The organism is Adlercreutzia aquisgranensis (genome assembly GCF_943193145.1).
GTDB lineage: Bacteria > Actinomycetota > Coriobacteriia > Coriobacteriales > Eggerthellaceae > Xiamenia > Xiamenia aquisgranensis.
Genome location: NZ_CALPDA010000008.1, coordinates 86,632 through 105,902, shown reverse-complemented (window position 1 = coordinate 105,902; position 19,271 = coordinate 86,632). Strand labels below are relative to the sequence as shown.

The window sequence follows — 19,271 nt, the reverse complement described above, 5'->3', positions numbered from 1 at the left end:
CGGCTTAGGAGAACCAGGCCTCGGCCAGGGTTTTCACGCCCGGCTCGATATTCTCCAAGGCGATGGCGGAGAAGCCAACGAGGATGCTGCTGTCGCCTGCTTCCGGCTTGCCCGTCCAGTAGTGACGCGTTCCGTAGACCCGGACGTCGGCCGCTGCCGCCGTGGTGATGAGCTCTTCCTGAGAGCGCCCATCGCGCGGCGACACGAGCAGGTGCAGCCCGGTCCCGTTCTCGAGCACGCCGATGCGGTTGCCCATGTGCGCGTCCAGCGCATCCACCAGCGCCCGATGCTTGCGCATGTTGCGCGCCTGCAGGCGGCGCAGGTGCCTGTCCCAGCTGCCGTCGGCCATGAATCGGGCCAGCACCGCCTGGGACAGCCACGGCACCGTGGGGTAGGAGCTGCCGAACGCCTTTTTCCAGCGTGCGAGCAGCAGCGGGGGGAGCACTAGGTAGTTGATGCGCAAGGCGGGGGAGAGCGACTTCGAGAACGTGCCCATGTAGATGACGCGGCTGCAGCGGTCCATGGACTGCAGGGGCGGCAGCGGGCGCTCGCGGTAGCGGAAGTCGCGGCAATAGTCGTCCTCCAGGAGGTAGGCGTCGTTGGCCTCGGCCCAGGCTATGAGCTGGGCGCGCAGCTTCACGGGCATGACGGCGCAGGTGGGAAATTGGCTCGACGGGGTGACGTAGACCAGCTTCGCGCCGCTTTTCTCCAGGTCGGCCATGAAGTGCTCGTAGCCCTCCCCGATGCGGCACGGGGCTATGGCGAATCCGGACCGGACGATGGCATCGCGCACGCCCGGGTACCCCGGCTCCTCCATGGCCACGACGTCGGACTGGCGGTCGAGCAGCGACAGCAGGTTGACCACGCTGTCGGCGGTGCCGGCCTGGATGACGATGGAGCCGCCGTCGCAGTCCACGGAGCGTTGGGTGGCCAGGCGCCAGGCTATCTGGTCGCGCAGTGCCGTCTCGCCGAGCGGATCGCCGTAGTCGTTGCAGGGGGCGGCCTCCACGCTCATGAGGATGTCGTCGGTGATGGAGCGCCAGGCAGCGGCAGGGAACGTTCCCGGCTCCAGGTTTCCGTAGGTGAAGTCGAAGCGCGGTTTGCGGGCGGCCCCGAGGAGCGTGTCGTTTTCGTGGCGGTTGGAGGGAGCGGCAGCCGATGCCGGATCGCCGTGCAATAGCCCGACGTTGGCGACGACGAACCCCGAGCCAGGCTTGCTGACGGCGAACCCCTCCGAAACGAGCATACTGTAGGCGGCGTCCACGGTGTTCCGGGCGCATTGAAGCGTGTCGGCCAGCCCGCGTATGCTGGGCAGCTTTGTTCCCGGGGCGTAGTCCCCTGCGTCGATTCGCTGGCGTATCTGGTTGAAGATCTGCTGGTACAGTGGAGTGGAGTCGGTTTCGTCCAAATGCACGGCGGCACTCCTTCTGCATCGAGGTGTATGTGTAGGATAGGTGATATTGTACCTGTTGTTTCGGAAACCGTCCCCATAGAACGGTTGCATACTGTCCCTACATCCCCGACTCGCGGCTCCGTACTATAAGCCTATCGGTAAACCATGGAGGACGGGCGCAGGCGCGACGGCGCGCAGGCCCGCAAGCCAAGGAGGGAACCATGAGGAAGAGCTGCAAGAGAACCGTCGTAGCTGTCGGCCTGTGCGCCGTCGCGCTTTCCTGCGGGCTGGCCGCCTGCGCAAACGGCGGGAGCGGGTCGGCGGCGAGCGCGCCGGAGCCCGACCAGTTCGGCGTGATCACGGCCGAGGCCTGGTCGCAGACCTATCCGAACGAGTACGCCACCTACATGATGAACGAGGCGAACTCTCCGGAGTCGGGTAAGATGAACTACCTGGAGGAGTATCCCGCCCTCAACACCATGTACAAGGGCTACGGCTTCGCCAAGGGCTATGACGAGGCGGCGAGTCACAACTACACGCTGCAGTCCATCCTGGAGACGCCGCGCGTGAACGAGAAGACGCTGGCCAACTGCATCACCTGCAAGACGCCCCAGTTCACCGCCATGGTGAACTCCCAGGGCGACGAGGTGTACGCCATGCCCTTCGCTGACCTGATCAGCCAGTTCGACGAGCCCATCAGCTGCTACAACTGCCACGAGAACGACCCGGAGACCGTGACGTTCACCAACGGTTTCTACGCGAACTCCCTGGGCGATTCCGCATCGACTACGCCGGTGGAGGCGCAGTCCTGCGGACAGTGCCACAACGAGTACTACTTCGACCCGGACACCAAGGCTACCACGAACCCCTATTCGGGTACCGACGCCATGACGGCCGAAGCGATGCTGGCCTACTACAATGAGCTGGGCTTCTCCGATTGGGAGCATCCTGACACCGGCGCTAAGATGCTCAAGGCCCAGCATCCCGAGTTCGAGACCATCTACGGCGGCACCGGCTCGCGCATGGCCGCCCAGGGCTACAGCTGCGCCGACTGCCATATGGCCCCGGCCGTGGACGACGAGGGCAACGAGTACGTCTCCCACCAGCTGGTGAAACCCACGGAAAGCGACGCTATCATGGAGAAGTGCCAGCCCTGCCATGCCGACCTGGCCGGTCAGGTGGCCCAGTGGCAGGACGAGATCACCGCGCGCGAGCACGCCATCTCCGACGAGATCGAGCGCTACATCGACGAGCTTGCTGCGAAGAAGGACTCCCTTTCCGCCGATGATTTGGCTCGCGCCCAGCAGATTCATCGCGAGGCGCAGTGGTATTGGGACTACGTGATGGTGGAGAACAGCGAGGGCGCGCACAATCCCTCTGCGGCCAACGCCAACCTTGACAAGGCCGAACAGCTGCTGGAGGAAGGCTTCAAGATCCTGGGAGCGTAGCTGCAGCGCTCTCTGGAAAGATGCGGGAGGGTCGTCCGGGCGGGCGGCCCTCCTTTGCGTGCGGTCGCATGTCGGACGGCGACTTCCCTCGCGCGCGATGGCTTGCGGCTGATGCGTGGCTGAGGCGGGCTGGCTGTCGGCGGTTTGCTAGGGTCGTTGGCAGAACAGCTGCAGGATCAGCTGGGCGCGGGTGCCCATGGGCAGTGTGTTGGCCTCGACGAAGGCGGGCACGTCGACGACGGGCAGCAGGAAGGGCTCTATGAGCTCGCCGTGCTCGGGGCGGGCATCCTGGACTTTTTCCACGCGGGCGAAAACCACCGTCACCGACTCGTCCGTAAGGCCCGTGGACGAGAAGCCGGGTTGGGGAAGCGGGCGGATGGCCGGCTGCCCGTCCTGTACGAGCCCGTAGCCTGTTTCCTCGCGAAGTTCCCGGTCGATGGCCGCTTCCAGGTCCTCGTCGACTTCGACGAGCCCTGCGGGAAACGATATGCACCAGCTGCCCAGGGGATAGCGGAACTCGCGGATCATGAGCAGCTGGTCGTCGGCGGTGCGGGGCACGATGCAGACGGCGTCGGGCGGGGTGGCGATGCCGGCGCTTCGGGCCTGCAGGTGCTGGCGGAACGCCTCGGGCCCCTTGCGGGACGCTGCCTCGTAGACGTAGTCGGTTCCGTCGGGAAGGCGGAAGGTGAGCAGGTACTTGTTGATCCAGCCTTGGGAGACCTGCTCGATGTGCGCAAGCCTCGGTGCAGGCGGAAGGGTTGTGCTGTCCATGGCGCCTCCTGGGATTTCGCGTGGTTTGGGGTTAGTATAGGGCATAGGGCGTGCTTGCTCAGCGGCGCTGCGCGACGGCGCGGTCGGGTACGGTTTCGGCTGGCCGTTCGGGCGGCTTGCTGCGACGTTGCGGGACGGTGGCCGCGATTCCGGTCGGCGGTGCCGGGTACCGCAATACGGTGCAACGGCCCTGCGGTCCTGCGGATTGGCTTTCGGCGAAAGGCGGTTTTCATGGCGACGCTCATCGGCTTGCTGTCGGATACCCACGGACACCTGTCCGACCAGGCCTATGCGGCGCTGGCCGACGTTGACGCCATCATCCATGCGGGCGACATAGGCGGCCCCGAGGTACTGCGTGCGCTCGAAGCCCTGGCGCCGGTGACGGCGGTTTTGGGCAACAACGACTTCGACGAGTACGGCCCTTCCGTCGGGCGCTACGCCCATCCGGTCATCGACGGCGTGCGCTTTCTGGTGGCCCACAAGCCCAACGATGTGCTCATCGGCTTCAACGGGTGCCCGGGCCTGGCGCCCGGCGACCCCATTCCCCAGGTGCGCATGCATGGTCATACCCACGTGCCCAAGCTGGCGACCGACGCCGAGGCCCGTCCGGCCGACCTGCTCATCAACCCGGGCGCGGTGTTTCGGCCCCGCAGCGACATGGGGCGCACGGTAGGAAAGATGCTGGTGGAAGACGGCCGCATCCTGGGCGCGCGCATCGAGACCTTGGCCGGCTCGCCGCTGGTGAGCGTGGGCGAGCCTTTCTAGCTTCCACGCGCACGCCCCCCTAGAGCGCGCATCTCTCCCGCGCCTGCGTCCTGCTAGCGCCCGCATCCCGCCAGCGCGTGCGTTCCTCATCCCTTTTTGCGTGCAACGTATCTATTGATAATCGGATTATTTGGGCGACGAAAATGGGGCGATTTACCTGGGAATACTTGTAAAAGACCAGTTCAATAGCATATTTTCCGGTGACCAGAAAATCTGATATTCAATGGTTCGGGAGCCGGCGTGTCGTTTGTGGCGCTGCGGGGAACGTATAATGTCGGCAGGATAGTAGCTTGCGTCATGGGACATCCGCGCCGGGCGGGCGATTCCACCGGGCGGCTGCGCTAGCGGGCGGCCTCGGCGGCTGGTTGCGCCGGATGGCCGTGCGGCCTGCTCCATGGCTTTTCGAAAGGAACACGTATGTACGGACTTCGGACCGAGAGCGAATTCGACGCCGCTCACTTTCTCACCGACTACCACGGCAAGTGCGAGAACCTGCACGGGCATCGGTGGCGCGTGGTGGCTTATCTGGAAGCGGAGGCGCTTGAGACGGACGGCACGCAGAAGGACATGGTGGTGGACTTCGGCGTGTTCAAGAGCGCGCTGCGCGAGCTGACCGAGGAGCTCGACCATCGGTTCATCGTGGAAGAGGGCTCGCTTGCCACCGACACGGTAGCCTGTCTTGAGCGCGAGGGCTTCTGCCTGTTCACGGTGCCGTTCCGCACCACTGCGGAGAATCTGGCCCGCTATCTTTTCGACCGGCTGGCCTCGCAGGGATTGCCGGTGAGCCAGGTGGAGGTGTACGAAACCCCCACGAACTGCGCCATCTATCGCAAGGACGCCTAGTCCATGGGGATCGGGGACTTCTATGCGGCGGACGGGCTCGGCGATTTCCGCGCGGCGGAGGCGGTCGGCGACCATATGCCGGGCGCGTCCGTGGCGTTTCCCGTGGTAGAGCGCTTCGTCAGCCTGAACGGCGAGGGGCTGTGCGCCGGCAGGCCTGCGGCCTTCGTCCGGTTTCGCGGCTGCAACCTAGATTGCTCCTACTGCGACACGCGCTGGGCGAACGACTCGGATGCTCGGGCGCAGGAGCTGCGGCTATGGGATGTGGTGGACTGGGTTCGCGATACGGGTCTGTCCTGCGTGACGCTTACCGGTGGCGAGCCGTTGCTGCAGGCGGGGCTGCGGGAGCTCGTGCTTGCGCTTCTGCGCGTGGGCTCTCCGAAACCTTTGCGGGTCGAAGTGGAGACCAACGGCTCGGTTTCGGTTCAAGACCTGCGTGCGGCCCGCATCACCGCCCGCCAGGAGCAGCTGCCGGGCCGACTTGTGCTCACGATCGACTGCAAGACGCCCTCGTCGGGCAACCCCATGGGTGACGACATGATGCAGCAGAACTTCCGGAGCTTCGAAGGGGGCGACTCGGTGAAGTTCGTCGTGGGCTCGCGCGAGGACTTGGAGTTCATGGAGCGCGTGGCGGGCAAGTGGCGCCTGTGGGACCGCTGCGCCGTGCTGGTGAGCCCCGTGTGGGGCAAGATCGAGCCGGCCGAGATCGCGGAGTTTCTGGTGGACCGTAAGCTCGACCGGGCACGGCTGCAGCTGCAACTGCACAAGATTATCTGGCCGGGCGTGGAGAAGGGCGTGTAGGTGCACTTGCGTCGGGCTCCGGCGGCCGCACCGGTCGAGGGACGACAGCGCTTCGGCTCCCGCGCTTTCCTCTGCGGTCCTCCCGGTTGCGATTCGATGGTTTGCCCTCGGCGGAAAGGCCTGTCTGCCCGGCATTGGGTAGAATGGGCGCGAAAGGAGAAACCTATGAGCGATTGCGATACTTCCGAAAAGGCGCTGGTGCTTTGCTCCGGCGGTGCCGACTCGTCGACGCTGCTGGCGAAGGCGGTGGCGGATCATGGGGCGGACAACGTGTTCGCCTTGGCCGTAAGCTACGGGCAGAAGCACAGCCGCGAGCTGCGCTCGGCTCGGGCGATTGCCGATCATTACGGCGTTGAGCTGCGTCTTTTGGATGTGGGCGCCATCTTCGCCGACAGCACCTGCTCGCTTCTGGCCCATTCCGACGCGGCCGTTCCGCAAGGGACCTACGACGAACAGCAGCGCGAGTCCGACGGCGGCCCGGTGAGCACCTACGTGCCTTTCCGCAACGGGCTGTTTCTGTCCTGCGCTGCCTCCATGGCCCTTTCGTTGGAATGCTCGGTGCTGTACTACGGCGCCCATCATGACGACGTGGCGGGTGAGGCCTACCCGGATTGCTCGCTGGCGTTCGTGGAGGCCATGGACCGGGCCATCCGCCTGGGCACCGCCGACGAGCTGCGCGTGGAAGCGCCCTTCGTAAGCTGGTCGAAGGCCGACATCGTGGCGCTGGGCCTGAGTCTGGGCGTCCCCTACGAGCTCACCTGGTCGTGCTACGAAGGGGGAGACGCGCCCTGCGGAACGTGTGCCACCTGCTTGGACCGCGCCGCAGCCTTCGCCGCCAACGGCGCGTCCGACCCGCTTCTGGGGTAGCGCCGCCCGCTTCGGCTGTTTGCCCCTGCTGCTCGCGCTCGTCGTCATAGCGGCAAGGGCCGATTCGCCATCCGTCGTGGCAGCAAGGGTTGACCGCTTCCATCACCGATCGTCGACCGAAAGGCTTTCTATGAGCACCACTGCGCAATCCGGGCGAAGCGCCCAGGAAACCTCCGACCTCACGCTTCTGGGAAACCAAGGGACGCACTACCCCAGCGACTACGATCCCGGCGTGCTGGAGACATTCGTGAACAAGCATCCGGACAACGACTACTTCGTCAAGTTCAACTGTCCGGAGTTCACCAGCCTGTGCCCCATCACGGGCCAGCCCGACTTCGCCACCATCTACATCTCCTACGTGCCCGGCGAGCGCATGGTGGAGAGCAAGTCGCTGAAGCTGTACCTGTTCAGCTTCCGCAACCACGGCGACTTCCACGAGGACTGCATGAACATCATCATGAAGGACCTGGTGGCGCTCATGGACCCGAAGTACATCGAGGTGTGGGGCAAGTTCACGCCGCGCGGGGGCATCTCTATCGACCCTTACGTGAACTACGGCCGCCCCGGCACGCCGTGGGAGCAGGTGGCCTGGGATCGCCTGAGCCATCACGACCTGTATCCGGAGAAGGTGGACAACCGCTAGGCGGGGTAGCCTGGGAGCTTCTGACCGGGCCGGGGACGCCGGCTTGGGAGCTGTTAGCCTGTACCGAGGCTGCTGGCTCGGGTCGAGACTGATTCCGGTAGTCGGTTTGCTGCTGATTGATGGCTGAAAAGCGCGGATTTGCATGGGACGATGCTGCCGGCGGGCTTCGCTGTTGAAAAAATGGCTGAAAAACGCGGTTTTGCATAGGGCGAAAGGCGTCCGGAGATGCAAAACCGCAAATACAAGCCAGAAGGAGCTGCAAAACCGCGCTTTTCAGCCACCCGCGATGCAAAACCGGAGAAACCAGCCAAAACGTGTCAGGCGGCAGGTGGATGGCGGCTGAAATCGGTTGCGCTGCAGCAGGAGACGGCCGTGCAGCAGGCGAAAGTGACTGCACGATGTTCGGGGCGGTTGCTCGGCAGACGGAAACGGTTACGCGGCAGCCGTTGGTGGCTGCTTGAAAAAGAGAGCCCGCAAGCTTCGATGGCTTGCGGGCTCTCGGCTCCTTGGGGGGAGGGGTTTGCGCGCGGCGGTTTAGAACGCGCGGAAGGAGGCCTTCGGGCAGAAGCAGATGGGGCACTTCTCGAAGTCCTCGCCCTTGTGGATGTAGCCGCAGATGGGGCACAGGTAGAACTTGTCGTCGTCAGCGGCGTCGATGTCGTTGTAGGCCTCCAGGTAGCGCTCGGCATGCACGGACTCGGCCAGCTTGGCGCGGGTGAACACCTGCACGGCCTTGGCGTTGCCCTCCTCCTGGGCCACCTTGATGAAGGCGGGGTACATGTCGGAGGTCTCGAAGATCTCTCCCTTGGCGCCGTCGATGAGGTTCAGGTCGGAGGCATGGGCCTCGGGCGCCTCGGCCGTGGGCTTCACGTAGTCGGGGTCCATCTCGGACACCAGGCCGAACTCCAGGCCGATGTGGATCTGCTCGGCGGCAGAAGTGGCCTCGAACAGGCGAGCGATCTGGTCGTAGCCCTGCTCGCGGGCGGCCTTGGCGTAGGCGGCGTACTTGGCGGAGGCGCCGGTCTCGCCCAGGATGGCGCTCTTCAGGTTGTCAAGGGTGGTGCCGACCACCAGCATGGAGTCGGGCATCTGGTTCATGTTGTGGGAATTCTCAGCGGTAGGGATGGTCTCGCGTACCTTCATCGGTGTGCTCCTTCGTCTTGCGTTCGTCTTTCCCGGCATGGGACGGTTTGCGCTGCGGCTTGCGCATGGAATGCGCCTCGTGCAGCGACGGAGCGCAGCAGCGCCGCCGGTCTCAGGCCGTCGGTAAATGATAGCGCTTCCGTCAGTGGTGCAGAGCGATTCGTAGCGCAACGGTTTCGTTCGACGCGAAAGCTCCATATATATGTTATCAAATAGGTATCTTTTATGCTGCGGCAATGGCGCGGGGGCGGGACGAACCGACCGCTGCGGGGCGCAAGGAGAGGGGCGGAATGCCGGGAGTGCAACCGCCGTCGAGCGTTCGGCTGCAAGTCGGGACGCTATAATGGTGCTCGTGGCGCGCCGCTGTCCTTTGGCGGCCGTGCTGCGAGGTTTCGTGTCATATGTTCGGGAGGGTTCGCCCATGATCGTTTTCGTTGCCATCGTGTTGGTGATAGGCGTGCTCGCCTGGGCCGTGGTGAAATCCGACGAGCTTGCCGGGCTCACGCCGCGGACCACCGGGCCGAACCGTGCCTACCCTCATGGGGCGGTGGTGGCCGCCTCGTGCGAGAAGGCGCCCGAGTCTGCAAGCTTCGCGCAGGCCTTCCGCAAAGCCCTGCCTTGGGGTATGAGCGCGCTTTTCGCTTTGATCGCCCTGGCCGGCGCCGTCTGCCAGCAGGTGGGCGCGTCGGTGTCGCCTTCGGAACACTCGCAGGTGTTCTTCGCGGGCTCGGTCCTCATGAACGCGGCGCTGTCGGTGCTGCCGCCGCTGGGCATTGCGCTGGAGGCGTACTTCCGCGCGGGCGAGAAGGGCAAGCTGTTCGCGAACTACGTGGTCATCCTGCTTCTGGGCGCGGTGCTGGGTGCTTTGGTGTGGCTTGCCTTCGACGCGGTGTGGCTGCTGGCGGACGCAACGGGGTCGGCGGCCTGGGCGAGTCCCTGGAGAAGCGCCCTGTACGCGTGGGGGAGCATCGCCGGCTACATGGTGGGATCGGCGCTGGCCGTGACGCGCATCGGCAACCGGGTGACTTTCGTGCGCACCTTCGCCGACGGCCATCGCGACAAGGTGGAGGTGTCCGACCGCAGCGTGGCGTTTCGGGCCCTAAGCGCGTTGGCGAAGAAGTAGAGGGCGTACCCGGGGCTGTGCGGCTTGGGCGCCCGGACCTGGCGGCTGCCGAAGCCGTGTCGGGCTGCGCGGCTGCGGCGCGGCGCCCGCGAGCGTCTTCGACTGGTGCGGCGTTCGCGAGAGCCGTCGGGGCCGGCGTCTCCTGTGTTGTCGGCTCGCCGGCGGATTGCCAGCGCGCGTCCGCGAAGGGGCTGCTTGCGGCGGGGCGCGGCGGCTGCTACCCTGTTCGGCGCGGGTGCTGCGGCGCCTGCGATTCTGTAACCACGGAAAGGGCAGGCGACCATGGGTCGAAACGGCGGAAGCGCACAGGAGCATGCGCAGGTCACGGAAGCGATTCTGGAGTTGGGACGGCAGCTGGAGCCGCAGATCGTCGGCTACCGGCGCGCCTTCCACGCCAGCCCCGAGCTTTCCAACCGCGAGTTTTCCACCCAGCAGCGCATCTGCGACGAGCTGAACGCGCTCGGGGTCCCTTACGTCAAGGCAGCTGGCACGGGCGTTATCGCCACCATCGCCGGCGAGGCGCCCGGCTCTTACGACGACGCCGGCAAGCCGCGCCGCCGCATCGCGCTTCGGGCCGACGTCGACGCGCTTCCCGTCACCGAGCGAACCGGCTTGCCCTTCGCCTCCGAAACCGACGGAGTCATGCACGCCTGCGGCCACGACTGCCACATTGCCATGATGCTGGGCACCGTGCGCATGCTGGTTGCGCTGCGCCCGCATCTGCGTGGCGAGGTGCGCATCCTGTTCCAGCCGGCCGAGGAGGTGTCCCAGGGCGCCCGGGCCATGATCGCCGACGGGGCACTTCAAGGGGTGGACGCCATCTACGGGGCGCACATCTGGAGCGAGGTGGACTCGGGCAAGGTATCCTGCGAGCCGGGGCGGCGCATGGCCCATACCGACTGGTTTCGCATAGACATCACGGGCGCCTCGGCCCACGGCTCCATGCCGCATAAAGGGGTGGACGCCATCGTGGTGGGCGCCGAGATGGTGACCGCGCTGCAGGTGCTGGTGAGCCGCGACGTGTCCCCCTTCGAGCCGGTGGTGGTGACTGTGGGCGAGTTCCACGGCGGCGAGGCCCGCAACGTCATGGCCGGTAGCGCCTACCTTACGGGCACCGTGCGCACCTGGTCGGATACGCTTCGCGAGGAAGTGCCCGACCGTCTGGAGCGCATCGTGGGCAAGATCGCCCATGCCTTCAACGCCCAGTGCACGTTCACCTTCGAGCATGGAAACGGCGGCCTGTCGAACACGCCGGAGTACGCCGAGGCGTGCCGGCAGGCGGTGGTGAAGGTGCTGGGCGAGGACGCCGTGGCCAGCTACGAGGGGTCGCTTGCCGGCGAGGACTTCAGCGAGTACCTGAAGCTCGTGCCCGGCGTGTTCGCCTTCGTGGGAGGACGCAACCCGAAGCTCGGCTGCGATCACCCCCAGCACAGCTGCTACTTCAACATAGACGAATCGGCCCTGGTGAAAGGCTCCATGGTAGCCGCCCAATGGGCCGCCGACCAGCTGGCGTGAGGGAGGATTTGCATCTTCGAGTGGGATCAGTTAGCAGTTTATCCAGAAAACTTTAGTAATTGAGTATAGTATTCACCAAATTTCCATGATAGACTGGAACCGCTTCACGGTGCTCGTTGAAACGGACTGCGACGAACGTGCCTGCAAGCGGGCCGCAGGGGGGCATGCTCGCGAACGGTTCTTGGTACATCAATGGCAAGACCTATCACTTCAACTCGTCCGGCGTCTGCACGAATCCGTAGAGGGGGGTGTTCCATGCTGCGGTCAAGAACGGTGTGTTGTGGACTTGCGTTGCTTGCGATGGTTGCCATCGCAGGTGGTCTCGTTTCCTGTTCGGCGCCGAAAGATGACGGTATTGCCGGGCTTCCTGTGGACGAGTCGGCTTTCGACCCGCTTCCGGCGGAGTTGACTTATGAGGCCTCCGAGCAAGTGCGTCAGCAGGTGGTTGCTGCGGCTCCTGCGGTTCTCGAGGGGGCGGGTTTGGATATCGGGTCTGGGGCGTTTTCGCTTGGCAACCCGATACCGGGATATCGCGTTCGCGGTACGGACCTTGTGAAGCTGGCCGCTGATTTGTGGCCGGTTTATAGGGGAGACGAGTACGTTGGCTATCTGGTAGCCGCCACGTACGACGACGAGAAGGTTTCCAGCGATTCGGCGTTCCTCCTGTCCAGATGGAAGGCTCTCTCCGTGGCCGAAGACGAGGTACCGGAAGGAAAAACGGCCTATTCGGACTACACGTTCGTTCCGAGGACCTCTGGGGCAGCCGAGCGCTATGTGGAGCGGATGCTGATCCGTGAGGGCGCTTGCGCCTATGTGGACGGATTTCCCGGTGAAAGGGTGATGAGCCCCGATGAAGAGCTTATCATTGCAGCTTACCTGCCCCCCGACGAAGAAGCTGACATGGAAAGGCTTTATACAGCCGAAGAAGTTCGCTCCCATGGCCTTCGGTACGGTTCAATTGTGGGGAGAATTCCTTTGAAGTAGGAGGTTGGTTGTGTGTCACCTTCGCGACAACGCGCGCTCTACTGCGGCTTGCTGGTGAGGTGCCAGCCGTTGCAGTAGCGGCACTCGTAGGTGCGCAGGCCGCGGGTGCCGTGGGCGGCGCAGGCATCTGCGGCCTCCTGGGCGTCGGCGGCCGTGGCGTAGCGCTGCTTTCTCTCGCAGGCCTTGCGGCGAAGGGCTGCGTCGTGCTCGGCCTCCGCTTTCGCCTGACGAGCATGCTCCTTCGCGAAGAGGTGCTCCCAGGGGTCGCGGGGCGCGGGCTCGTCCAGGGCGTCCCAGAGGTCGCTGGTGCTGCCGGCCCCCTGAGACTCCGGGTCGAAACCGTGCTCGCCGCGTGCGCTGCCGAGGCCGCTTTTGCGACAGTGCGTGTCCAAAGACGCCGCGAACGTCGCCTTCTCCCTGGCCCACGACGATTTCTTCCGGCTGCCCATCTCTACCTCCCGTGCCCGCGGCGCGCCCGTTGCGCCTGTTGCGGAAAAGAATACGATTTCGCCCGAGGAACCAGGCGCAATCCGCCAACTTCACTATAATAGGGAAATTCGCCGCGCGGCGGGCTTTCGCATGCCCGCGCGGGCCCTATGCAGCGAACGAAAACGGGAAGGCAGCGCACCCATGGAAGCTTACAATCCGCAAGAGTTGGAGCCCCGCTGGCAGAAGGCGTGGGAGGATGCGAACCTCTACGCGACGCCGGACTCGCGCGAGTCGGGCAAGCCGAAGAAGTACGTGCTTGAGATGTTTCCCTATCCGTCGGGCGACATCCACATGGGCCACGTGAGCAACTACACCTATGGCGACGTGGTGGCGCGCTATTCGCGCATGCGCGGCTTCGACGTGCTGCATCCCATGGGCTGGGACGCTTTCGGGCTTCCCGCCGAGAACGCAGCCATCAAGCACCACAGCCATCCGGCGAAGTGGACCTACGCCAACATCGACACGCAGAAGGCGTCGTTCAAGCGCATGGGATTTTCCTACGACTGGGACCGCACCGTGGTGGCGTGCGATCCGGAGTACTACCGCTGGGGCCAGTGGATCTTCCTGAAGTTCTGGGAGCGCGGACTGGTAGAGCGGCGCAACAGCCCCGTGAACTGGTGCCCCGACTGCAAGACGGTGCTGGCCAACGAGCAGGTTATCGAAGGGCGTTGCTGGCGCTGCGACTCGCCGGTGGAGAAGCGCGACCTCACGCAGTGGTACTTCAAGATCACCGACTACGCCCAGCAGCTGCTGGATGACCTGGACCAGCTTACCGGCTGGCCCGAGCGCGTGAAGCAGCAGCAGGCGAACTGGATCGGTCGCTCCGAGGGCGCCCAGGTTGATTTCACGCTCATGCCCGCGGGCATCCAGGACGCGACCGCCGAAGAGGTGGCCGCCGCCGAAGGGCCGGTCATCACCGTGTTCACCACGCGCGCCGACACGCTGTTCGGCTGCTCGTTCTTCGTGCTGGCGCCCGAGTACGCCGGCCTGGCGGACCTGGTGGCGGGCATGCCCCAGGAGGCCGAGGTCATGGCCTTCGCTGATGCCGCCAAGAAGGTGTCGGCCGTGGAGCGCGCCCAGGGCGACCGCGACAAGCACGGCGTGTTCACCGGGCGCTACGTGCGCAACCCCGTCAACGGCGAGCTGGTGCCGGTGTGGGTGGCCGACTACGTGGTGGCCGACTACGGTACCGGCGCGGTCATGGCCGTGCCCTGCGGCGACCAGCGCGACTTCGAGTTCGCCCGCAAGTACGACCTGCCCATCATCCCCATCATTCTGCCCGAGGACGACCCGCTCTACCCCGAGCTCAAGGACAAAGCCGATCGCATGGTGACCTCGGTCGACTGGCCGGCGGCCTACGCCGCCGAGGGCATCCTGGTGCAGTCGGGCCCCTACACGGGCATGGTGGGCGGCAAGCACTCGCCGGGCGAGGAGGCCGTGGTGGCGGCCCTGGAGGCGGCGGGGACCGGCCGGCGCACGGTGGAGTTCCGCCTGCGCGACTGGCTCATCAGCCGCCAGCGCTACTGGGGCAACCCCATCCCTGCCGTGCACTGCGAGCATTGCGGCGTGGTACCGGTGCCCGAGGACCAGCTGCCGGTGCTGCTGCCCGAGGACATCGATTTGGCGGCAGGTGAGACGCTTGCCACCCACGCCGGCTTCGCGGAGACCGCCTGCCCGGTGTGCGGGCGGCCCGCGCGTCGCGAGACCGACACCATGGACACCTTCACATGCTCCAGCTGGTACTACATGCGCTACACCGACCCGCACAACGATGCGGCGCCCTTCGACCCGGCCAAGGCCAACGCCTGGATGCCGGTGGACCAGTACATCGGCGGCATCGAGCACGCCATCCTGCACCTGCTCTACAGCCGCTTCTTCACGAAGGTGCTGCGCGACTGCGGCATGCTGGACTTCGACGAGCCCTTCACGAACTTGTTGTGCCAAGGCATGGTGTTGGACGCCAACGGCGAGGTCATGAGCAAGTCGAAGGGCAACGTGGTCTCGCCCGAGGAGATGATCAAGGGCTACGGCACCGATGCGGTGCGCGCAGCCATGCTGTTCATGGGCCCTCCCGACAAGGAGAAGCTGTGGAACGAGGACGGCCTGGCGGGCATGTACAAGTTCCTCTCGCGCGTGTGGCGCCAGGTGGCCGACCTTGTGGGCACGGCCGGTGACGACACGTTCTACCAGCCGGGTGCTGCGCCTGAGGCCGTTCAGGAGGCTTTGGATACGCTGATGCGCGAGCGGCACCGCGTGGTGGGCAAGGTGCAGGCCGACATCGACCGCAACAACTTCAACACAGCCATGGCCGCCATCATGGAGCTCTCCAACGCCGCGGGCGCTTACCTGCGCACTGCGGGTCCGGCTGAGCGCAAGGCCTCCGACTTCTCGCGCGCTTTCGACCGCGAAGTGGCCGAGGTGCTGGTGAAGCTTCTGGCTCCCATCGCCCCGTTCATGACCGAGGAGCTATGGCACAAGGTGCTCGGCCACGACGACTCGGTGCACGTGCAGCCGTGGCCCGACTTCGACCCTGCGAAGGCCGCTGCGTCCACTGTGGAGCTTGCAGTGCAGGTCAACGGCAAGATTAAGGCCCGAATCACGGTAGCAGCCGACGCGCCCGAGGACGAGGTGCGCGCTGCCGGCCTGGCTGCCGTGGCCGACGATCTGAAGGGCAAGGACGTGAAGAAGGCCATCGTGGTGCCAGGTCGCCTGGTGAACGTGGTGGCGAAGTAGGTCTCCTGCGGGCGGTGTTGCGCCGCCCGCAGCTCTGCTGAGGCCGGGGCGGCGCCTTGTCGCCCGCAGCCTGCTGCGGTCGGGGTGCTGCCCTGTGGTCGACGGCTGGCTGCGACCTGGGGGTTTTGCGGCCGGCGATGGTTGCGGCCTGAGCGAGGGCTTTGCTGGCGGGCCGATGCGGCTCGGCGGTTCTTGCTCAACGTCCGCAGTCCGTCGTTCCGGCCGCAAGCAGCGCCGATGGTCGGTCGACGATTGCCGTGGGGCCGGGGTGTCTTGCGCCACCCTCCCCGCGTATCCCTTCCGCATCATCCTTTCCCACGCCTTCCCCGCATCCCGCATTCCTTTCCCTCTTTCGCGGTGCGTCTTCCTGCGGGTCGATTTGTGGCAAGAATCGCTCGAAATCCAAAAACGTAGTAGCCTCATGCTCTCTCTTCGGCGATGGAGTAGTAGAAAGCCCCTGTTGGCAAAGGCTCTGTTGCACGCATTGGCGCAAAATGGCATCGAAGATGGTCATGGGTGGGTGCCGATATTTGGATTTCGGGCAATTCTTGCCATCTTGGGATAGCGCGGACGGCAAAAAGCTCGCCTGGCGGCAGCGAGGAGCGGCGCGGACGACAGAGGGTGGCGCTTGCGACAAGGAGCGGTGCTGTCGCGTCGTGCCTCATCGCTTCTGGCTGATTGTCGTGGCGCCGCTTACGCCCGGATGGCGCTGGGTGGCTGATTGCGCGATGTTGCGAATCGTTCGGCGTGATACCTCGACGAGAGCTTTTCGACGAGCTGAAGGCGGGAGCCTGGCGGCGGCCGGGATTCGCGGGTTGCTTGGTGGATGGGCTCGGGGCCCGGTGTGCATCGGCTGTACCCTGGGATGGGGCGGCTGTCGAAAGGCAGATATAGGGACGTGTTGTGAAGATGCTGCGGTATCGATACTAGTTCGCAACGGCAAAAAGATCCCGTCGCCGGCGGGTCCTCGGCGCTTTACACTTTCCCTGGGGACTGGTTGCGTGATGCGTGTCTTAGGCCGAGCAGTCGCAAGTTTCGGCCAGGCTGTGTGGGAGAGTATGGAAACAAGGGGAATCTTGGCCGACTGGTCGGCAGTATTCTATTGGCGCGAACGGCGAGTGGCTTGCGGAGGGGTCTCTCTTTGCGGCAGGGAGCTTAGGGGCGCTACTTCGCGGGCCCGCACTTTCCTTGCGAAGGGGCGCAAGCCGTCGGTGTCGAAGGGCGACCGCATACCTGCGGGCTGCACTTTTCCTCTGCAGACCATCGTCGGGGCCAAAAGCGGCCGCGTTACCAGACGTTTCGGTCATTCGAGGATCTGCGCATCCGTGCCCGACCAATCTATGGTCGACGCTGGGGAAGGGTTCCTTGCGCCTTGTCCGGAATACTGTTTCATGCAGATGGCCCGAACGCTCCACCTTGTCGAGCTGGTTGTTTTGGGATTCGAGCTATGCGGGACCTACGTAGTGATGCCGGGCGGAAAGACTGTGTACGGGAAGCCTTCGCTGACTACCGTAGCGAAGCTAAGATCGTTTGTCGAAGCGGCGAGGGGACCCGGGAGGCCGGCGGCGCTAAGGGCTGTAGCGTTCGTGCAGGACGGTTCGGCTTCGCCGATGGAGACGATGCTCGCCATGATGTTGTGCATGCCCGTGCGTCTGGGCGGCTTCGGCCTTCCCCGACCGAGCCTCAACCACCCCGTCTCTGTGGGAGGCAGGCGGCGGGGCGGGGTTCGTTACGCAGATGTGTGCTGGCCTGAGGCGGGATTGATTTGCGAGTACGACAGCGATGAGTTTCATCCCGACAGGCAATACGGCAACGACGCTCAACGCAGGAACGAGCTGAGGTTTGCGGGGTACTCCGTCATCGAGGTGAGGAAAACGCAGGTTCTTTACTACGAGCCGTTTTTTGCGATGGCGCGAGATGTCGCGTCTGTCCTTGGGAAAAGGCTTCGCCTGCCGAAGGATTTTGAGGAAAAGCATGTCGGGCTGAGGCTTCGCCTTTTGGGTCGGTTGAGGAATCCCAAGCTGATGAGGTAGCGCGCCGTCCTGGTGCTCTCAAAGAGGTGCATGGACTGTTGCTGGGGCCGCGGGGCATCCGGTCCGATGCTTGCAGCGGGATGTACGGGTCATGTGGGCTCTCATGTTTCTCGGCTCGGATATGCCGAGCGTGCAGGGGCTTGCAGCACGAGGCGCGCGGAAGGCCGACGGCTCAGTGCGGGTTGCCTTGTTGCGCAGGCTTGCAGGATATGGCAAAGATTGCCCGGAATCCAAATTGTCAGGGGAAGAATGAAGGTCTTGCGGTTTGGGCTGCGGATAAAAGACCAGGTGGGGAGCGCGCCTTCGGAGGATGCGCGTTGGTTGGATGGACGAACTCCGATTTGACGGCGTGTGGTATTTGGATTCCGGGCAATCTTTGACGCTTTTTGGAAGGGGATGCGACGAAGCGCTTGACAGGTGGAGTTCTGCGGTGGGGGATGGGGACGGCGGAGGGAGATTTGGGCAGCTCGTCATGGCGGCTCGGAGACGACCGAACAGGTCGGCAGCTGGGGGTGCGTGGGCGGGTCGGCGGGGCGTGGCGAAAGGGGAGCTGGGCAGCTCGGCGATACGGGGGCTTGGCTGGAGGACGGATAGACAGCGGGGTCGAGCAGGACGGTTGGTCGGTGCTCTATCCGGCAGAGTCCACCAGGTTGATGAGCTCTTGCTGGGAGTGGACGTTCAGCTTGGCGTAGATGTGGCGCACGTGGGTGCGCACGGTGTTCTGGGACACCACCAGCTTCTCCTGGATGATGGGGCTGGTGCGTCCGCGAGCCAGAAGGGTCAGCACCTCCCCCTCGCGAGGGGTCAGCTGGTAGCGGCAGGCTACGGCGGCGCAACGCTGGTCGATGGTGGGGGATTCGCCTGGTGCGTCGGCCCTTGGGCTTTCGACGGCTTTTCCAGAGGCGCCGCGCTTCCCGGTACCATCTTCCAGGAGAACATCGGCAGCCAGCCCTTCATGAAGGTGAACCGCAACGGCGTGCGCTTCTGCAACGAGTCCACCCCCTACGACATCCTGTGCTTCCAGGCGGGACGTCAGCTGGGCGGCGTGTTCTGCCAGGTGTTCGACGCGAACGCCCCCCGAGGACATCCTGCGCTTCGCCACCATCGGCTGCTCCGCCTTCGCCAACCAGATGATGGCCGTGGGCATGCCTATCGGGGAGTTCTGCGCAGTGGCTCTTGAGCAGGGCGTCATGCAGAAGGCCGACACGCTTGATGAGCTGGCCGACAAGCTGGGCTTCGAAGGGGCGGCCAAGCAGGCGTTCCTGGATCAGGCCGACCGCTACAACGCCCAGTTCGACGCCCAGGCAGACGACGAGTTCGGCAAGGAGGCCTACCGCCTGTCCGCCCTGCGCCAGGCGCCCTTCTACGGCTGCTGGTTCGGTGGGTCGCTTCTGACCACCATCGACGGCCTGCAGATCAACGCCGACTGCCAGCTGCTGCGCGAGGACGGATCTATCATTCCGGGCCTCTACGCCGCCGGCGACGTGTCCGGCAGCTTCTTCAGCGGCAACTACCCCGAGTACATCGTAGGATGCGCCTCGGGCCGCTCGTCCACCGAAGGTCGCCATGTGGCGCGGCTTCTGGCAGGCGACCTGAAGGCCTAAGCGTTCGGAAAGCGCGCCCGAAGCTCTGTGGGTATCGCGTGAGAGAAGTTCGGGCAACCGGGGAAGCGTCGCCACAAGCGGCGCTTCCTTTGCTAGTATGGCACCCTTGCGAAACGGAC

General features: G+C 64.9%; 18 protein-coding genes. 13 read left to right on the top strand and 5 right to left on the bottom strand.

The window, feature by feature from the left end; genetic code table 11:
• Positions 1 to 4: 4 nt before the first annotated feature.
• Positions 5 to 1,414: a MocR-like pyridoxine biosynthesis transcription factor PdxR gene (gene pdxR, locus NFR41_RS06270; protein WP_251231153.1), complete on the bottom strand. Its 1,410-nt coding sequence runs from the start codon at positions 1,412 to 1,414 to the stop codon at positions 5 to 7.
• 200 nt (positions 1,415 to 1,614) lie between these two features.
• Between pdxR and NFR41_RS06265 the strand changes: the two genes are divergently transcribed.
• On the top strand, positions 1,615 to 2,841 hold the full coding sequence (locus tag NFR41_RS06265; RefSeq protein WP_160214179.1) for an ammonia-forming cytochrome c nitrite reductase subunit c552: 1,227 nt from the start codon (positions 1,615 to 1,617) through the stop codon (positions 2,839 to 2,841).
• 147 nt (positions 2,842 to 2,988) lie between these two features.
• Here the strand turns inward: NFR41_RS06265 and NFR41_RS06260 are convergent, their stop codons facing one another.
• Positions 2,989 to 3,612, bottom strand: a complete 624-nt coding sequence (locus NFR41_RS06260; protein ID WP_251231152.1) for an NUDIX hydrolase — start codon at positions 3,610 to 3,612, stop codon at positions 2,989 to 2,991.
• Positions 3,613 to 3,843: 231 nt separating this feature from the next.
• Here NFR41_RS06260 and NFR41_RS06255 point away from each other — a divergent pair, with 231 nt between their 5' ends.
• The 5 genes from NFR41_RS06255 to queF all read left to right on the top strand — a co-directional run bounded on the left by NFR41_RS06255 (position 3,844) and on the right by queF (position 7,528).
• A complete protein-coding gene (locus tag NFR41_RS06255; protein ID WP_160214181.1) occupies positions 3,844 to 4,377 on the top strand; it encodes a metallophosphoesterase family protein in 534 nt (177 codons plus the stop codon).
• Between the two features lie 417 nt (positions 4,378 to 4,794).
• A complete protein-coding gene (locus NFR41_RS06250) occupies positions 4,795 to 5,220 on the top strand; it encodes a 6-pyruvoyl trahydropterin synthase family protein (protein WP_251231151.1) in 426 nt (141 codons plus the stop codon).
• A 3-nt stretch (positions 5,221 to 5,223) separates the two neighbouring features.
• On the top strand, positions 5,224 to 6,018 hold the full coding sequence (locus NFR41_RS06245; RefSeq protein WP_251231150.1) for a radical SAM protein: 795 nt from the start codon (positions 5,224 to 5,226) through the stop codon (positions 6,016 to 6,018).
• Between the two features lie 165 nt (positions 6,019 to 6,183).
• Positions 6,184 to 6,885 carry a 7-cyano-7-deazaguanine synthase QueC gene (gene queC / locus NFR41_RS06240; RefSeq protein ID WP_251231149.1) on the top strand — a complete coding sequence of 234 codons (702 nt, stop codon included), beginning with the start codon at positions 6,184 to 6,186 and terminating at the stop codon, positions 6,883 to 6,885.
• 130 nt (positions 6,886 to 7,015) lie between these two features.
• The gene (gene queF / locus NFR41_RS06235) at positions 7,016 to 7,528 is read left to right on the top strand and encodes a preQ(1) synthase (protein ID WP_251231148.1); all 513 of its coding nucleotides are present in this window, start codon (positions 7,016 to 7,018) and stop codon (positions 7,526 to 7,528) included.
• 534 nt (positions 7,529 to 8,062) lie between these two features.
• On the opposite strand, the gene ngr is transcribed toward queF, so the two are convergent.
• Positions 8,063 to 8,671, bottom strand: coding sequence for a nigerythrin (ngr, locus tag NFR41_RS06230; protein ID WP_251231147.1), 609 nt, complete (start codon positions 8,669 to 8,671; stop codon positions 8,063 to 8,065).
• Positions 8,672 to 9,092: 421 nt separating this feature from the next.
• Between ngr and NFR41_RS06225 the strand changes: the two genes are divergently transcribed.
• The 4 genes from NFR41_RS06225 (at position 9,093) to NFR41_RS06215 (ending at position 12,293) form a co-directional block, all read left to right on the top strand.
• The gene (locus NFR41_RS06225) at positions 9,093 to 9,794 is read left to right on the top strand and encodes a hypothetical protein (protein WP_251231146.1); all 702 of its coding nucleotides are present in this window, start codon (positions 9,093 to 9,095) and stop codon (positions 9,792 to 9,794) included.
• A 282-nt stretch (positions 9,795 to 10,076) separates the two neighbouring features.
• A complete protein-coding gene (locus NFR41_RS06220) occupies positions 10,077 to 11,309 on the top strand; it encodes an amidohydrolase (protein ID WP_251231145.1) in 1,233 nt (410 codons plus the stop codon).
• Positions 11,310 to 11,473: 164 nt separating this feature from the next.
• Positions 11,474 to 11,551, top strand: coding sequence for a hypothetical protein (locus tag NFR41_RS10595; RefSeq protein ID WP_432762696.1), 78 nt, complete (start codon positions 11,474 to 11,476; stop codon positions 11,549 to 11,551).
• Positions 11,552 to 11,609: 58 nt separating this feature from the next.
• Positions 11,610 to 12,293 (top strand): hypothetical protein, encoded by a 684-nt coding sequence (locus NFR41_RS06215; protein ID WP_251231144.1) that lies wholly within the window; start codon positions 11,610 to 11,612, stop codon positions 12,291 to 12,293.
• Between the two features lie 38 nt (positions 12,294 to 12,331).
• On the opposite strand, the gene NFR41_RS06210 is transcribed toward NFR41_RS06215, so the two are convergent.
• The gene (locus tag NFR41_RS06210) at positions 12,332 to 12,742 is read right to left on the bottom strand and encodes a hypothetical protein (RefSeq protein WP_251231143.1); all 411 of its coding nucleotides are present in this window, start codon (positions 12,740 to 12,742) and stop codon (positions 12,332 to 12,334) included.
• A gap of 181 nt (positions 12,743 to 12,923) precedes the next feature.
• On the opposite strand from NFR41_RS06210, the gene leuS reads away from it, so the two are divergent.
• Together leuS and NFR41_RS06200 are read left to right on the top strand one after the other, a co-directional pair.
• On the top strand, positions 12,924 to 15,515 hold the full coding sequence (leuS, locus tag NFR41_RS06205; protein ID WP_251231142.1) for a leucine--tRNA ligase: 2,592 nt from the start codon (positions 12,924 to 12,926) through the stop codon (positions 15,513 to 15,515).
• A gap of 1,325 nt (positions 15,516 to 16,840) precedes the next feature.
• The gene (locus NFR41_RS06200; RefSeq protein ID WP_251231141.1) at positions 16,841 to 17,548 is read left to right on the top strand and encodes an endonuclease domain-containing protein; all 708 of its coding nucleotides are present in this window, start codon (positions 16,841 to 16,843) and stop codon (positions 17,546 to 17,548) included.
• A gap of 628 nt (positions 17,549 to 18,176) precedes the next feature.
• Here the strand turns inward: NFR41_RS06200 and NFR41_RS06195 are convergent.
• The gene (locus NFR41_RS06195) at positions 18,177 to 18,653 is read right to left on the bottom strand and encodes a helix-turn-helix transcriptional regulator (protein ID WP_251231140.1); all 477 of its coding nucleotides are present in this window, start codon (positions 18,651 to 18,653) and stop codon (positions 18,177 to 18,179) included.
• A gap of 40 nt (positions 18,654 to 18,693) precedes the next feature.
• On the opposite strand from NFR41_RS06195, the gene NFR41_RS06190 reads away from it, so the two are divergent.
• Positions 18,694 to 19,152, top strand: a complete 459-nt coding sequence (locus NFR41_RS06190) for an FAD-binding protein (RefSeq protein WP_251231186.1) — start codon at positions 18,694 to 18,696, stop codon at positions 19,150 to 19,152.
• Positions 19,153 to 19,271 lie beyond the last annotated feature (119 nt).

Coding starts and splice junctions, on each gene's coding strand:
- NFR41_RS06220 (WP_251231145.1), top strand. CDS start 10,077: ATGGGTCGAAACGGCGGAAGCGCACAGGAGCATGCGCAGGTCACGGAA.
- NFR41_RS06255 (WP_160214181.1), top strand. CDS start 3,844: ATGGCGACGCTCATCGGCTTGCTGTCGGATACCCACGGACACCTGTCC.
- NFR41_RS06265 (WP_160214179.1), top strand. CDS start 1,615: ATGAGGAAGAGCTGCAAGAGAACCGTCGTAGCTGTCGGCCTGTGCGCC.
- NFR41_RS06260 (WP_251231152.1), bottom strand. CDS start 3,612: ATGGACAGCACAACCCTTCCGCCTGCACCGAGGCTTGCGCACATCGAG.
- NFR41_RS06225 (WP_251231146.1), top strand. CDS start 9,093: ATGATCGTTTTCGTTGCCATCGTGTTGGTGATAGGCGTGCTCGCCTGG.
- queF (WP_251231148.1), top strand. CDS start 7,016: ATGAGCACCACTGCGCAATCCGGGCGAAGCGCCCAGGAAACCTCCGAC.
- ngr (WP_251231147.1), bottom strand. CDS start 8,671: ATGAAGGTACGCGAGACCATCCCTACCGCTGAGAATTCCCACAACATG.
- NFR41_RS06210 (WP_251231143.1), bottom strand. CDS start 12,742: ATGGGCAGCCGGAAGAAATCGTCGTGGGCCAGGGAGAAGGCGACGTTC.
- queC (WP_251231149.1), top strand. CDS start 6,184: ATGAGCGATTGCGATACTTCCGAAAAGGCGCTGGTGCTTTGCTCCGGC.
- NFR41_RS06250 (WP_251231151.1), top strand. CDS start 4,795: ATGTACGGACTTCGGACCGAGAGCGAATTCGACGCCGCTCACTTTCTC.
- leuS (WP_251231142.1), top strand. CDS start 12,924: ATGGAAGCTTACAATCCGCAAGAGTTGGAGCCCCGCTGGCAGAAGGCG.
- NFR41_RS10595 (WP_432762696.1), top strand. CDS start 11,474: ATGCTCGCGAACGGTTCTTGGTACATCAATGGCAAGACCTATCACTTC.
- NFR41_RS06245 (WP_251231150.1), top strand. CDS start 5,224: ATGGGGATCGGGGACTTCTATGCGGCGGACGGGCTCGGCGATTTCCGC.
- NFR41_RS06215 (WP_251231144.1), top strand. CDS start 11,610: ATGGTTGCCATCGCAGGTGGTCTCGTTTCCTGTTCGGCGCCGAAAGAT.
- NFR41_RS06195 (WP_251231140.1), bottom strand. CDS start 18,653: ATGGTGGCGAAGCGCAGGATGTCCTCGGGGGGCGTTCGCGTCGAACAC.
- NFR41_RS06190 (WP_251231186.1), top strand. CDS start 18,694: ATGCCTATCGGGGAGTTCTGCGCAGTGGCTCTTGAGCAGGGCGTCATG.